The organism is Streptomyces sp. NBC_01197 (genome assembly GCF_036010505.1).
GTDB lineage: Bacteria > Actinomycetota > Actinomycetes > Streptomycetales > Streptomycetaceae > Streptomyces.
Window position 1 is genome coordinate 4974159 of the sequence record NZ_CP108569.1, and the last position, 14410, is coordinate 4988568.

Annotated in this window: 12 protein-coding genes and 1 tRNA gene; 4 read left to right on the forward strand and 9 right to left on the reverse strand. The window is 71.9% G+C overall.

Annotation, left to right across the window (positions count from 1 at the left end; translation table 11 throughout):
- Window positions 1–17 precede the first annotated feature (17 nt).
- On the forward strand, window positions 18–1076 hold the full coding sequence (locus OG452_RS22855; RefSeq protein WP_327297452.1) for an LLM class flavin-dependent oxidoreductase: 1059 nt from the start codon (window positions 18–20) through the stop codon (window positions 1074–1076).
- Between the two features lie 26 nt (window positions 1077–1102).
- Here OG452_RS22855 and OG452_RS22860 read toward each other — a convergent pair whose 3' ends face one another.
- Entirely contained in the window at window positions 1103–1951 is an 849-nt protein-coding gene (locus OG452_RS22860) for a helix-turn-helix domain-containing protein (RefSeq protein WP_327297453.1), read from the reverse strand.
- 183 nt (window positions 1952–2134) lie between these two features.
- On the opposite strand from OG452_RS22860, the gene OG452_RS22865 reads away from it, so the two are divergent.
- A complete protein-coding gene (locus tag OG452_RS22865) occupies window positions 2135–2914 on the forward strand; it encodes an SDR family NAD(P)-dependent oxidoreductase (RefSeq protein WP_327297454.1) in 780 nt (259 codons plus the stop codon).
- Between the two features lie 53 nt (window positions 2915–2967).
- A complete protein-coding gene (locus tag OG452_RS22870; RefSeq protein ID WP_327297455.1) occupies window positions 2968–3726 on the forward strand; it encodes an SDR family NAD(P)-dependent oxidoreductase in 759 nt (252 codons plus the stop codon).
- 70 nt (window positions 3727–3796) lie between these two features.
- On the opposite strand, the gene OG452_RS22875 is transcribed toward OG452_RS22870, so the two are convergent.
- Complete coding sequence (locus tag OG452_RS22875) at window positions 3797–5581, reverse strand: putative bifunctional diguanylate cyclase/phosphodiesterase (protein WP_327297456.1); 1785 nt, start codon at window positions 5579–5581, stop codon at window positions 3797–3799.
- A 378-nt stretch (window positions 5582–5959) separates the two neighbouring features.
- On the opposite strand from OG452_RS22875, the gene OG452_RS22880 reads away from it, so the two are divergent.
- A complete protein-coding gene (locus OG452_RS22880; RefSeq protein WP_327299738.1) occupies window positions 5960–7210 on the forward strand; it encodes a M6 family metalloprotease domain-containing protein in 1251 nt (416 codons plus the stop codon).
- Window positions 7211–7274: 64 nt separating this feature from the next.
- Here OG452_RS22880 and OG452_RS22885 read toward each other — a convergent pair.
- From OG452_RS22885 to OG452_RS22915, 7 genes are all read right to left on the reverse strand, one after another.
- Window positions 7275–7348, reverse strand: a tRNA-Lys gene (locus tag OG452_RS22885).
- Window positions 7339–8019: a bifunctional DNA primase/polymerase gene (locus tag OG452_RS22890; RefSeq protein ID WP_327297457.1), complete on the reverse strand. Its 681-nt coding sequence runs from the start codon at window positions 8017–8019 to the stop codon at window positions 7339–7341. Before OG452_RS22890 ends, OG452_RS22885 begins: the two co-directional genes overlap by 10 nt.
- Before the next feature lie 330 nt (window positions 8020–8349).
- Entirely contained in the window at window positions 8350–8688 is a 339-nt protein-coding gene (locus OG452_RS22895) for a hypothetical protein (protein WP_327297458.1), read from the reverse strand.
- Between the two features lie 429 nt (window positions 8689–9117).
- Window positions 9118–10449: an AAA family ATPase gene (locus tag OG452_RS22900; RefSeq protein WP_327297459.1), complete on the reverse strand. Its 1332-nt coding sequence runs from the start codon at window positions 10447–10449 to the stop codon at window positions 9118–9120.
- Window positions 10446–12113 (reverse strand): hypothetical protein, encoded by a 1668-nt coding sequence (locus OG452_RS22905; protein ID WP_442810073.1) that lies wholly within the window; start codon window positions 12111–12113, stop codon window positions 10446–10448. The genes OG452_RS22900 and OG452_RS22905 overlap by 4 nt, the downstream gene beginning before the upstream one ends.
- Window positions 12104–13432 carry a hypothetical protein gene (locus tag OG452_RS22910; RefSeq protein WP_327297460.1) on the reverse strand — a complete coding sequence of 443 codons (1329 nt, stop codon included), beginning with the start codon at window positions 13430–13432 and terminating at the stop codon, window positions 12104–12106. The genes OG452_RS22905 and OG452_RS22910 overlap by 10 nt, the downstream gene beginning before the upstream one ends.
- Entirely contained in the window at window positions 13329–14240 is a 912-nt protein-coding gene (locus OG452_RS22915) for a phosphatase PAP2 family protein (protein ID WP_442810074.1), read from the reverse strand. Before OG452_RS22915 ends, OG452_RS22910 begins: the two co-directional genes overlap by 104 nt.
- Window positions 14241–14410 lie beyond the last annotated feature (170 nt).

The following is a 14410-nucleotide window of genomic DNA, read 5'->3' on the forward strand; positions in this document are numbered from 1 at the left end:
CAGAAAGGCCCAGCGCGGTGGACTCGATTCAAGGCAAGGCGGCCGGAACCGCCCCCGTACCCCTCTCCGTACTGGACCTCGTGACCGTGGGTGAGGGGCGCACCGCCACCCAGGCCATCCGTACCGGAGTGGAGATCGCGCAGCTCGCCGAGCGGCGTGGTTTCCACCGGTACTGGGTGGCCGAGCACCACTCCATGCCCGGGGTCGCCTCCTCGTCGCCCGCCGTGCTGCTCGCGCACCTCGCCGCCCACACCGACCGCATCAGGCTCGGCTCAGGCGGTGTGATGCTGCCCAACCACGCGCCCCTGGTGATCGCCGAGCAATTCGGCACGCTGGAGGCGATGGCCCCGGGCCGGGTCGACCTGGGCCTCGGCCGGGCGCCGGGCACCGACGGGGCCACCGCGGCCGCGCTCCGCCGCTCCGACCGGCTGCACGAGGGAGCCGACGAATTCCCGCAGCAGCTGGCCGAGTTGATCAGGTTCCTGGACGACAGCTTCCCGGACAGCCACCGGTACGCCCGGATCCACGCCGTGCCGGGACCGGTCCAGGGCCCGGCGGGCCGGCCGCCGGTGTGGCTGCTCGGCTCGTCCGGCTTCAGCGCACGGCTCGCGGGCACGCTCGGGCTGCCGTTCGCCTTCGCGCACCACTTCTCGGCGCAGAACACCATCCCGGCGCTCGACCTCTACCGCGAGACCTTCCGGCCGTCGGCGGTGCTGGACAGCCCGTACGCGGTGATCGGCGTCGCCGCCCTCGCGGCCGACGACGAGAAGGAGGCCCACCGGCAGATCCTCACCGGCGCGCTGTCGATGGTCCGGCTGCGCACCGGTCGGCCGGGGCTCGTGCCGACGCCCGAAGAGGCGGCCGCGTACGAATTCAGCCCGATGGAGCGGGAGTTCGTGGACGGCTGGCTCAGCAACATCATCACCGGGACCGCCGACGAGGTCCGCTCCGGTCTCGACGACCTCCAGAAGCGCACGGGCGCCGACGAGTTGATGATCACGGCCAACGCGCACGGCGGCGAGGCGCGGCTGCGCTCGTACGAGCTGATCGCGGACGCGTACGGGCTGCCCGGGTAAGGCCCTGTCCGGCCGGCTGGGGCTGTCTACCGGGCCGGCGGGCCCTGCGCTGTCTGCCGCCGCGTGGCGCCGATGGTGCCGAGCAGGGAGAGCGCCTGGGCGCTGGGGCTGCCGGGTTCGGCGTGGTAGATGACGAGTTGCAGGCCGGGTGCGTCGCGGACGTCGAAGGCCTGGTAGGTGAGGGTGAGCGGACCGACGTCGGGGTGATTGAGCTGTTTGGCGTCCCGGGTTTTGCCGCGCACGGTGTGCGCCCGCCACAGGGCGGCGAAGTCGGCGCTCTGCTCGGTCAGTACCTCGATGAGCACACGCAGCCGGGGGTTGTCGGGATCGAGGCCGGCCGCCTGGCGCAGGTTGGCCACGGTGGCCTGTGAACTCCGTTCCCAGTCGGCGTAGAAGTCCCGGCCTGCGGGGTCGAGGAAGGTCATACGGGCGAGGTTGTCCGCGGGGTCGAAAGGCGAGTACAGGGCGTCGGCCAGAGCGTTGCCGGCCAGGATGTCCAAGGCGCTGTTGAGGACGAACGCAGGGGTGTTCGGATACCCGTCCATGAGCTGGCGCAGTGCCGCGCTGACCACGTCCCGCTGCTGCGCCGGCCGGTAGGCCGGTGCGGTGCCGGCCAGCTGGTGGGCGTGCGCGCGGGCGTCGGTGTCGAGGTGCAGGGCGCGGCTGAGGGCGTCAAGGACCTGGGCAGAGGGGTGGCGCTCGCGGCCCTGTTCGAGCCGGGTGTAGTAGTCGGCGTTCACTCCGGCCAGAACCGCGACTTCCTCGCGGCGCAGCCCGGCGACTCTGCGTACGCCATAGCTCGCCATGCCGACGTCTTCGGGCCGCAGGCCGGAGCGCCGGGCGCGCAGGAAGTCTCCCAGGGCGTTGTCAGACATATCCCCAGCGTAGGCGATACCTGCGAGGTGCTGCCTGGGTGCCGCACACCCAGGCGGCGGACGTCCTGGTTGGCGGCCGGCCGGACGCCCAGACTCGGGTGAGGGGACGGCGCGCGATGCCGCCAAGGCACTGCTTCCGTCCACCCGCAGACCTCAGCAGAGCCTCTGACAGGGAGAACAAAGATGGCGACAGACACCGGACGGCGTACCGTGCCGGGTGACGACGCCTTGCGCGACACGGTGGCGGTGGTGACCGGTGCCGCACGTGGCGTGGGCAGAGCCACTGTGGCGTGGCTGCATACCCGTGGGGTGCGGGTGCTGGCCGAGGACATCCGGCCCGAGGTGGAGAACCTAACCGCGGAGTACGACGGCGTGGCCACCCTGGTCGGTGACGTCTCCCGGGAGGACACGGCCCTGCGGGCGGTGGAACTGGCCCGGGAGCGTTTCGGCGGGCTGGACATTCTGGTCAACAACGCGGGGCGGACGCTGAACAAGCCGTTCACCGAGACCACTGCGGAGGACTGGGACGCCCTGATGGCCGTCAACGCCCGCGGCGCGTTCCTCCATGCGCGGGAGGCGTTCCGCACGATGCGCGAGAACGGACGAGGCGGGGCGATCGTCAACGTCGGCTCCTACACCTGCACCGTCGGGCTGCCCGAGGGCTCGGCCTACACCGCGTCGAAGGGAGCCCTGTCCCAGCTGACGAAGGTCATCGCCCTGGAAGGCGGCCCCCACAACATCCGGGCCAACGTGGTGGCACCGGGCGTGATCGAGACCGACCTGCTCGACAACATCCGTGACGACAGCCGTGCCTACCTGCGCTCCTTCGCCGCCGCACACCCGCTGGGCCGCGTCGCGCAGCCGGAGGAGATCGCCGAGATCATCGGGTTCCTCGCCTCGGCGCGCTCCAGCTTCATGACGGGCGCGGTTGTCACCGCCGACGGCGGCTTCACCGCCGCCTGACCGGACATCCCCCCGCTGTACCGAGACCACGATCAAAGAGGAAGAGCACCACCATGACTGGACAACGACTTGACGGCAAGGTCGCACTGATCACCGGCGCTACGGGCGGGATCGGCGCGGCGACCGCTGAGCTGTTCGCCCGCGAAGGCGCCCGCCTGGTCATCACCGATGTGGCCGTGGAACCCCTCAGCGCGCTGGCACAGCGCATCGAGGGGGCCGGCGGGGAGGTGGCGATCGCGGTGCTGGACGTCTCCTCCGCCCAGGAGTGGGACACAGTGCTCAGCACCGTACGCGAGCGGTTCGGCACGCTGGACGTTCTCGTCAACCTCGCGGGCATCGTGGACTGGCCGGGTGTCGAGGACACCCGGGAAGAGATGTGGGACCGGGTCATCGACATCAACCAGAAGGGGACCTGGCTCGGTATGAGGGCCGCCATGCCCCTGCTCCGCTCCACCGGTAATGCCTCGGTGATCAACACCTCGTCCGTCCTGGGGATCGTGGGCAGCGGAGCCGCCGCCGCCTACCAGGCGTCCAAGGGCGCCGTGCGCCTGCTGAGCAAGACCGCCGCCGTCGAATACGCCCGCCAGGGGGTACGGGTCAACTCCATCCATCCGGGTGTCATCGCCACGCCCATGATCCAGGAGCTCCTGGACGAGCAGGGCGACCAGCAACCGGACATCGTGCGCACCCCCATGCGCCGTGCGGGCCGCGCCGAGGAGATCGCCTCGGCCATGCTTTTCCTCGCCGGCGACGAGTCCTCGTTCGTCACCGGCTCCGAACTCGTGGTCGACGGTGGCCTCACCGCCCACTGAGCCCTTTCCGCGGAAGTGGCTCCTTTCACGTAACCGGGCCCTTTCCGCAGCGCGGACAGGAGCAGGTGCGTCAGCTCAGGCGCCGCGCGGCGGCGCCCGCCACCAGGGCGCCGATCTCCTCCGGGGCCACCGCCCGTGAGTACAGATAACCCTGCCCGGTGTCGCAGCCGATCCTGCGCAGCCGCGTCGCCTGCCCCGCGGTCTCCACGCACTCCGCGGTGACCGTGAGCCCCAGCCGGTGCGCGAGCTGGACCAGCGCCTCGACGATCATCTCGTCGGCCGGGTTCGGGTGCGCGCCCGCGTCATAGCGGAATCCGTGGACGAACGACCCGTCCAGTTTCAGTACGGACACCGGCAGCCGGCTCAGATACGCGAGGTTCGAGTAGCCGGTGCCGAAGTCGTCGATCGCGATCTGCACGCCCATGTCGCTGAGGTCCTGGAGCGCCTGGAGGGGACGCCCGGCCGACCCCATCACCGCCGACTCGGTCAGTTCCAGCTGGAGCAGGTCGGGCGCGAGACCGGTCTCGGCGAGAATCCCGGCGACGTCGGCGACCAGATCGGAGTCCCACACCTGCCGTACGGCGATGTTGACGCTCACGAACAGCGGCGGGCGGGAGGGGTGTTCGAGCTGCCACGTTCTCGCCTGCCGGCAGGCGGTACGCAGCACCCACGCGCCGAGCTGGACGATCGAGCCGTCCTCCTCGGCCAGCCCGATGAACCGGTTCGGCGTCAGCCGGCCGAACTGCGGATGGTCCCAGCGCACCAGCGCCTCGACCCCCTTGAGCTCGCCGTCCGCCAGATCCACCAACGGCTGGTACTCCAGCACGAATTCACCGTCGTCCACGGCGGGCCGCAGCGTGGACGAGAGCGCCTGCCGGGTCATCCGGTGCGCGTTGCGCTCCGGGTCGAAGAGCGTCCAGCGCGCCTTGCCGTCCGCCTTCGCCCAGTACAGCGTGGTGTCGGCGTCCTGCATCAGGCCGGTGGCGGTGGTGCCTTCGGTGAGCCGCTCCACCACCCCGATCGACGCAGACACCGAGAGCCGCTGGCCGCCGAGGTCGAACGGCTCCTGGAGCGCGGCCAGTACGGAGGCCGCCAGATCGGCGAGCTGGTCCGTACCGGTGGAGTTCTCGACCAGCAGGGCGAACTCGTCGCCGCCGAGCCTGGCGACCAGATGGCCGCTGCCGCATCCGTAACCGGACTGGTCGGCGCAGTGGGTCAGCCGGGCGGCGACGACACCGAGCAGCCGGTCGCCGAAGCGGTGGCCGAGCGTGTCGTTGACGGCCTTGAAGCCGTCGAGGTCCAGATAGCAGAGCCCGATCCGGCCGGTGCCCGGCTGATCGCACGCCGACGGGTCGAGCGCCGCCGACAGCCGCTCGAAGAACAGGGTGCGGTTGGGCAGCCGGGTCACCGGGTCGTGCATCTGGAGATGGCGCAGCCTGGCCCGGAGTTCGCGCCGGTCGCTGACGTCGGCGACCGAGAGCAGCACCTGGGAGCTGTCAGGGAAAGGAGCGACACTGACCTCGGCCCAGAGCGAGTGGCCGTCGGCGTGCTTGAGACGGCGGGTGCAGCGGAAGCTGGAGCGGCGGCCCCGGAGCACTTCGCGGTACGCGTACCAGGTGCGGGTGTCAGCCGCGAGGTCCACGAGGCAGGCCGCGGCCTGCCTGGCCAGCGCCGCGGGCTCGGTGCCGAGCAGTCCGCCGAGCGCGGCGTTGGCGGAGACGACCAGTCCCTCGCGGTCGACGACGGCCATACCGAGCCGTGCGGTGTTGAAGGCGGCGCGGTAGTCGTGCAGCTCGGCTGCGGTACGGCCGACGGTCTGACGCTCCGTGACCGGTGGCCGGACGGTTCCCGGCACCGGAGACGGTCCTTCAGGGGTTCCGTTCACGGCTGGCTCCCGCGGTGCAGTCGTCTCGAACAGGTGGGGCCGGGGTTCGTCGGCCGAGTGGTGGAGGACCGCCGGATGCGCGTGTCCACATGGGAAAGTGTGCCGATCATAGAGGTTGAAGCAAGGACCGTTCCAGCCTCGTTGGCGCACAGTGATCCTTCCCGCGCCCGAGGGTGATCGTTTCTGCGCGGCTGTGGTCCGGGGTCTTTCTGACGTGATCGGTTGTGACTTTCCGTAAAGGACCGGGGTGTCGGGTCGATCACTCGCCTGGGGCAGCTGGACAGGACATAAACATATAAACGGACCAGGGTGGGTGGGGTGTCCCGCACCCCGAACCCGGAGGTCCACGTGCAGCGTCCGCAGGCGCCCGGGCGAGTGGACCGGCGCCGTCTGCGGCAGGCCGCCGCCATCCTGGTCTCGTTCATGGCGTTCACCGCGACGTCCCTGGTGGCGGGGCCGGCGGTCGCGACCGTGGGCGGCGCGGGGCCGTGCGCGCTGCCGCGCACCGACGTCCACCACTCGGTCGGTCTCGACAGCTGGAACTCCGCCTACCCCCGGCCGGTCGGAGCGCTCAACGCGGTCATGATCTTCCTGTCCTTCCCGGGGTCCGCGCCGGACACCACCCCGCAGGAGCTGGCGGCCGACTACTTCCCCTCGACCACCACCTTCTTCCGGCGGGCCTCGTACGGGAAGTTCACCCTGCGGCCGCACCCGATGCGGCAGTGGACGATGATGCCGAAGCCGGCCTCCGCGTACGCGATACGGCGGGACTGGAGTGCGGACGAGCGCGACGCGTATCTGCAGGACGCGGTGGCCGCGGCCGATCCGGCGGTGGACTTCAGCAAGTACGACCTCGTCTATCTGATCGCAGACCCGGACGCACCGGGTGTCGACTCGGACGCCACGAAGGTGGTCAACCTGGAAACCCCGCTGCACGCCGACGGTACGGAGATCCGGCGCTTCGTCACCGGCTTCGAGCGGCACCCGCCGGACCGCGATGTGCTGGCCCACGAGACCGGGCACGTCCTCGACCTGCCGGACCTCTACCACCGCCCGTCCGACGACAAGGGCGACTGGGACACGTATGTGGGCGACTGGGACGTCATGGGTAGCCAGTTCGGGCTGGCCCCCGACTTCTTCGGCTGGCAGAAGTGGAAGCTGGGCTGGCTGGACCGGCGGCAGATCGGCTGTGTGCGCGGCACCGAGGCCCGGATGTACACGCTGGAACCGCTGGAGGAGACCCCGCCGCCCGGCACCGACACGGCCGGGACCCGGCTCATCGTCCTGCGGACCGGGCTGGAGAGCGCCCTCGTCATGGAGGCGCGCACGGCGGCCGGCAACGACGCGTCAACCTGCTCGGAGGGCATCCTCATCTACCGGGTGACGGCGGAGCAGGCCTCAGGTGACGGCCCGGTCCGGGTGGTCGACACCCATCCGCACAGCTCGGGCTGCTGGGGGCAGTCGGTCTACCCGCCGCTGGCCGACGCGCCGCTCGGGGTCGGGGAGACGTTCACGGTTCCCGGCAACGGGACGAAGGTGGAGGTGGCGGACCGTACGCCGTCGGGAGCCTGGACGGTCAAGATCACGCCGGTCGTGTGAGGTGGTGTGCGTGATGTGCGCAACGAAGAAGCCCCCCGCTTCCGCGAGGGGCTTCTTCTGTCGGTGCGCCGCCAGGGACTCGAACCCCGGACCCGCTGATTAAGAGTCAGCTGCTCTAACCAACTGAGCTAGCGGCGCCTGCTGACGTCGTAGACCTTAGCACCCTGATCGGCGCGGGGAAAAATCGATAAGGCGTCCGCCTTCGTCGCCGGTGCCGCCGCCGCACGCGCCGCGCGGACACAGGCCCAGAGCATGACCTCCGGCCCCGGCAGCCAGGGATGACGGGTGTCGGGGGCCACCAGCCAGCGCGGGCCCGACCCGGGAACGGAGGAGGTCAGCGACGGTACGGTCACCGCGTCGCCGGTGCCGTGGCAGAGCAGCGGCGGCACCGCGTCGCCCCACTCCTCCCAGTGCAGCAGGGACGGCAGCCGCTGGGCCGTGCCCGGGGCGGCGAAGAGCAGCATCCGGCCCCGGTGACCCGCGACCGGGCCCGATCCGGGGCCCTCCGACCACAGGGTGTCCAGCATCCGGCGGCCGAAGATCGCGGGGACGTTGACCACGTCGAAGACCGAGCCGCAGTCCAGCACGGTCGGGGCGGTGGGCCGGGACTCCCAGAGCGAGAGCGCACTGCGCGGGTACGGGGCGGCGGAGGCGAGCCAACCCGCACCGGCCGGGGTGACCGCTGTGGCGTGCTGCCCGCCCTGTTCGATCTGCTCGTCGAGGATCCGGCTGAGCGCCGCGAGCCCCGCGGAGGGCCTTTCGGCCGGGAAACGGACGGCCGTGGAGCCGCTGGTGCCGGGGCTGCTCATGCCTGAGCCGGTAAGGCCCGAGCCGCTGATGCCCGAGCCGCTGATGCCCGCCCCTCGGATGCCTGAGCCCTGGATGTCGGAGCCCCGAGGACCGGAGCCTCTGCCGGACCGGATTCCTGTGCTGTCGTCGTCTCGCTGCCATGCGCTCATACCGGGCAGGTCTACCCGGAGTGAGGGTGCCGTTCCGCTGGGTTGGCAGAAACCGGGACAGGCAGGGGCGGGGAGGCGTATCTTGCCCATCGGCCTTGCCGACGGGCCCTGACCATCGGCATATGCCCGGGGGGCTGGGCGGGCTGGGGCACGGTGGGCGGGTGTGTGCCGGCCGGCTGGTCAGGTCGGCATTCCGCGCAGCAGGTCCCGGCCGAACTCGACCATCTTCTTCGCGTAGTCCTCGGTCCACTGCGCGCGCTCGGCGATGTCCGCCACCGTCAGCCGGTCGAAGCGGCGCGGATCGGCGAGCTGCGCGGCGGCGACCGCCTGGAACTCGACCGCCCGGTCCGTCGCCGCGCGGAAGGCCAGTGTCAGCTCGGTGGCGCGGGTGAGCAGCGCCGCCGGATCGTCGATCGACTCCAGGTCGAAGAAGTGCTCGGGGTCGGCGGTGGCATCGGAAGGCTCGAAGAGCAGCGGCGCAGGCCGCAGCTTCCGCTCGCGTTGTTCGGGCTCCGCCATGTGTGCCTCCTGCTGTGCCGTGCTGCCTGTGCTGTTCGGCTGTGCCGTACTGCGTCTTCCCCGGAGGTCCGGCGGGTCCGGTCTCCGGGTGGTGCGGTGGTCGGATCCTCGCCGTGGGATTCCGGCCACCGTCCATTGTCCCGCCCCGCGCAAGAGGCCGTCCCGGCAGCGCCCCGCACCACGTCACAGCGGCCGGTACGCCACCCGGTGTTCCGCGAGATGAGCGAGGACCGCGTGGTTCGCCTCCCAGCCGTCAGGGCTGTGTCTTCGGCCGCCTGCGGCGGCGTGCCGGACTCCGTCCGGCGGTCACAGCGGCCGGTACGTCACCCGGTGTTCCGCGAGATGGGCGAGGACCGCGTGGTTCGCCTCCCAGCCGTCAGGGCTGTGTCTTCGGCCGCCTGCGGCGGCGTGCCGGACTCCGTCCGGCGGTCACAGCGGCCGGTACGTCACCCGGTGTTCCGCGAGATGGGCGAGGACCGCGTGGTTCGCCTCCCAGCCGTCAGGGAACTTCACCGTCACTCCCAGCTGCACCGGCTCCGTCGACGGGTGCTCGTCGAGCAGCCCGGCCACCCCCTCCCGGCACACCACGATGCAGGCGTGCCGGTGCCGTGACGCCAGGACGCAGAGCCTGCCCGTCTCCAGATGGAACGCCGTCGCGTCCGGGCGGCCCGACAGCGGATGCAGAACCACCGTCACGTCGAACTCCCGGCCCTGGAGGCGGTTGGCCGTGTCGACCGCCACGCCCGTCACCCCGAGCTCGGTGAGCGCCGACCGGACCGCGGCCGCCTGATCGCGGTGGGCCGTACCGACCGCGATACGGTCCGCCGTCAACGGCACCGGATCCGGCGACTGCTCACTCACCGCCGCGCCACCGCGGTCCAGCAGCCGCCGGACCACCAGGGCCACCGCCCGTACCGCCTCCGGGTCCGTACGCGGTGTGTGCCGGGCGGGAAGTTCGAGCAGACCCCAGCCCGCTTCCGCCGCCTCGTCCAGCACCCGGTCGGGGCCCGAACCGTCCGACGCCACCCCGAAGGTCAGCCGCCGGTCCCCATGGTCCGTACCGCTGCGGAACGGCGTGTACGGGTAGAACGCGTCCGAGACCAGCGGCGCCGCCGACGCGGGCAGCCGCCAGGAGACCGGCAGCCGGTGCTGCGGCAGCTCCGGATTGTGCGCGAGCAGGGTCGAGACCGCGCTGGACGACGGGTCGTACGCCAGCCCGGCCCACTGCTCGGCGCCGACCACGCTGAACGGGTCGAGCTGGCCGGGGTCGCCCACGAACAGAGCCCGTTCGAACAGCCCGGCCACAGCCAGCAGGGCGTCCGAGCGCATCTGGTACGCCTCGTCCACGATCGCGTGCCGCCAGGGCTCGACGCCCTTCACATGCGCCCACTTCGCGGCCGTCGAGATCACCACGTCGAGCCCGGCGAGATCCGCCGCCTTGGCGGACTTGCGGACGTTCGGCAGGTCGTCCAGCGCCTTGTCGTACGGGTCGGGGTCGCTGCTGTGCAGCCGGCCGACCGGCAGCTCGGGGTCCTTCCCGGCAAGGCGGATGACCAGGTCGTCCACCTGGGCATTGGTCTGCGCGACCACCATCAGCGGCCGTCCGGCGGCGGCCAGCTCACGGGCCGCGCGCACCACGAGCGTCGATTTGCCCGCGCCCGGCGGGGAGTCGACCACCACTCCGCGAGCGGTGCCGTTCAGCGTGTCGTCGAGGATCGCCCGCGTCGCACGGGCCGCCTCCGCGCCGGGGTCGAAGGTCACAGCAGGTCCTCCGGGGTGACGGGATCGGGGCTCGTCTCAGGGCCGGATGCAGCGGAGGCCGCGGACACAGCAGCCGCGCCGGACACCGTGGACGAGCCGTCCGACGGGCCGGCGGCGCCCGGTGGGCCGCCGTGTGTCCAGGGGGTGTCCTCCTGCGCGGGCAGCTCGGGCCCGCCCCGCGAGCTGTGCTCGAACAGCGTCCAGCACAGCCGGTCACCCTTCTCCGGCACGGTCCCCGGTGCCGGTTCCCTGGCGCGGCCCATGCCGTTGGTCAGCCGCAGCACCACGGAGCCGTCCTCCTCGTACCGCACGAACTCGGCCGTCTGCGCCTTCGGCGGGTCGCCCGGAAGCGCGCGGTGGACCTTGGCGCGCTCCCCGATGTGCGGTGTGTCTTCCGTGCGGAGCGTCACCAGGGGGCGGGGGCTCGGGCGCTTCGACTCGCTCCACGCCATCACCACTTCCGTCACCTCACCGGCGAACGCCTCACCGGCGAGCCGCCGCCCCGCCATCACCAGCGGGTCGTCCAGGGCCTCCTGTGCCTCCAGCTGCGTCTGCGCGGTCTCGCGGGTGGCGAGCTTCTGCGCCGCCGTCACCGCGTCGTCCCGGCGCGGCTGCGGCGGCTCGCCCGCCCGCACCCGGTCCCGGTGGCCGGTGAACGACCAGCGGTCCCGGGTCCACCGCTCGCCCGCCCTGGCCCCCTCGGGCAGCTCGCGCAGCAGCCCGAGCCCGTGCCACACGGCGTCCCAGGTGGGCCGGAGCTGCCCGGCCAGCAGCCTGCGGATCTCCCGCTCGGCGGCTGTCAGCTCACCGAGCCGGTCGTCGGCCGCCGGCCCGTCCTCGGCGGCGGCCAGTGCCGAACGCGCCGCGTCGTACCGTTCCACCGCCGGGGCCAGCAGCCTGTTGTCGAAAGCCGGATCGGTGGCGGGCCCGGCGGGCGGGCAGAGCAGCTGCCCGTCCCGGTCGCGGCCCAGCTCGGCCCGGAGCGCGGCCTCGGCCCCGGACGTCCCGTCTGCCGGGTCGATCCAGGCGAGCAGCGCGCCGAGGTGCTGGTCCTCCAGGCTGCTCTGGCCGGTGGCCCAGTGACGGTTCAGCAGGTCGGTCGCGGCGAGCAGCAGCGAGGACCCGGGGACCCGGGCGCGCTCACCGTAGTGCGTCAGCCAGCGGCCGAGCAGCGGGACGCGGGGCGGCGCCGGGTAGGGCGTCTCCGGATCCTCGTCAGCCGTACGCCGGAAGCGCATCGACCGTCCGAGGAGCCGGACGAAGTCGATGCCCGCCCGGCCCGGCACGATCAACTGCGGGGCGTCCGCGCACAGCTCGGTCTCGACCTTGACCTTCTTCTTGGTCTCCGGGTCGGTCTCGGAGCGCTCGGCGGCCTCCACGTCGTCGGCGTACCCGTCGATGTACGGCAGGACGGCCTCGGCCAGCTCGGCCAGGAACGCGAACCGCAGATCCCGGTCGCGCGGCTGGGCCACGACCAGCAGCCTCGGCTCCGCGGGGTCCGTCCCGACGAGCGCCCCGAGCGGGGCGCCGGCCTCACCCGCCGTGGTGAGGGGGACGAACACCAGTGGGCGCGCGGAGAGATGGCGGTGCCGGACGGTCGCGGTGGGCTCCGCACGGCCGGACCGTACGGCTTCCAGCCGGGCGAGCGTACTGATCAGCGACATACCGGCGAGCCTTCCTGCTGAGGCGTTGGCTGCTGATGCACCGGCTGCTGGCCGGCTGTCTGCTGCAGAACCGGCTGCGGCGCCTCTGCCAGTGCCTCCGCCCGCAGCGCCGCGGCCCTGCGCAGCGCCGCCACCGTCGGGTCCGACGGATCGCCCTGCTCCCCGTGCGCCGCGGCCAGCACCGCGTCGACCGTCGTCAGCCCGCCCAGCTCGCCGCGGACCCCCCGGCCCAGCGCCTCCACCGCGCCGGTGTCACGGGCCCGGCCTCGGCAGTGGAAGGCCAGCTCGCACGCGGCCAGGCACTCCGGGGCGTACGCAGCGCCGACCGATTCGACCGCCGCCGTGAGCTCGGCGGGCGGCAGACCCGGGTCGAAGGTGGTGCCTTCGGGCAGGGCCGCCGCGATGTCCTCGATACGGGTCAGCCGGGCCAGCTGACGCCGGGTCACCGCGAGTTGCTTGCGTACGTCGACGGCCGAGCCTGTCGGCAGGTTGGAGAAGTCCTTGGGGCACACCAGCAGGATCCGGTCGTGCACCGATGCGGTGCCTGCGCTGCCTGCCTTGCCGGCCTCGCCTGCGCTGTCCGAGCTGTCCGCCCTTGTCTCTGAGCTGTCCGAACTGTCCGCGCGGTTGACGTGCGCCGCGATCCGCTCCAGCGCCAGCACGTACACCGCGGACTGCCGGGCGGCCGCCCCCACCTTCGCCGCGTCCGCCGACCCGTCGATCATCGGGAACGACTTGATCTCGATCACCGTCCAGCGCCCGGCCGGATCCACCACCACCGCGTCCGGCTCCAGATAGGCGGGCGAGCCCGCCACCTCCAGCGCCAGCATCGGGTGGTCGAACAGGGTCCACCCGCCGGCCTCCGTGGCCTCACGCAGTGCCAGCGCCGTGCGGGCGGCGCGGCCCTCGGGGCCCGCCGCCGTGAGATCGGGGACCGCCACGTCCACCGGTTCGGCCGTGCCCATGTGCTCCGCGAGGAGCCGCATCAGGTCGGCGCCGCCGTCGGCCTTGACCCTGGCCTCGAAGGCATTGCCCCGCATGAAGGCGAACTGGGACTGGCCGAAGGCCGAAGGGGAGCCGAGGGCCTGTGCGAGAACCGTCTTGTTCACCCCGGCGCCGTCGAGCAGCGCACGCCGCTCGCAGCCGGGGTTGGCCGCGAGGGCCGCCAGCGCGCGGGCGTCCAGCGGCTGCGGCGCGACAGACGGGCCCCGCAGCTCAGCGAGCCGCTGTCGGAGTGCCGTCGTCGACTGTGTCGCCTGCGGTGTCGCCTGCTGACGCGGAAGAGGCGGAGGAGGTCCGCTGCCCGGGGAATCGCTCACCCGGGGAAGTCTTGCACCCGGCACCGACAATCGGGGACGGACCGACAGCCGCACGGGAGGAGAACCGGTCCCGTATTCGGTCGGCCGAGCGCACCACGGGCCGGGCGAGCAGCAGCCCCACACCCATCACCGCGACCCCCGCGATCGCGTCGAGCAGATAGTGGTTGGCCGTGCCCAGCACCACGAAAGTGATGGTCAACGGGTAGACCACCCCGAGTATTCGGGCCAGCGGCGTACGGCCGTGGCGCCACAGCATCACCCCGCACCACAGCGCCCACCCCACATGCAGGCTCGGCATCGCGGCGAACTGGTTGGTCATCCCGCCGAGTCCGCGCGGCGCACTCGCGTCGTCGCCCCACCAGCCGTACGAGCTGTACTGCGCCATCGTGTCGACAAAACCCTCGGCATGGTCGAGCAGCCGCGGCGGACAGGTCGGGGTCAGCGTGAAGCCGATCAGGCCGAGCAGGGTGGAGACCATCAGCCAGGTGCGCGCCATGCGGTACTGGGCGGGGCGGCGGTGGAAGAGCCATATGAGGATGCCCGGTGTCACCAGGTAATGCAGCGAGGCATAGGCGAAGTCGGCGGGTATCCCGATGGCCGGGGTGTGCGTGAACAGCCTGTTCAGCGGGTGCTCGATGTTGATGTGCAGGAACTTCTCGGCGCGCAGCAGCGAAAGACCGTGATGGACCGCGTCCTCGGTGCTGCCGCGTGCGAGCAGCCGGCCCGACGAGTACGCGGTGTAGACGACAGCGATCACTAGGAGCTCTGCCCACCAGCGTGGCCGGTCACGGTTCGCGGTGTACGGCATCCGAATGCTCTCCATCGTCTGTTCAAACGGGGCCTGTCACCCGGCGTACCACCATAGGGCGTATGGAATGACGAGTTCAGGCGGCCCCTCTTTGCCGGGGCACGGTAGGAGTGACGCCGGAGCCGTCCGCCGGGTTGCTCCCGGAACCGGTACGCGATGATGGGAGAAGC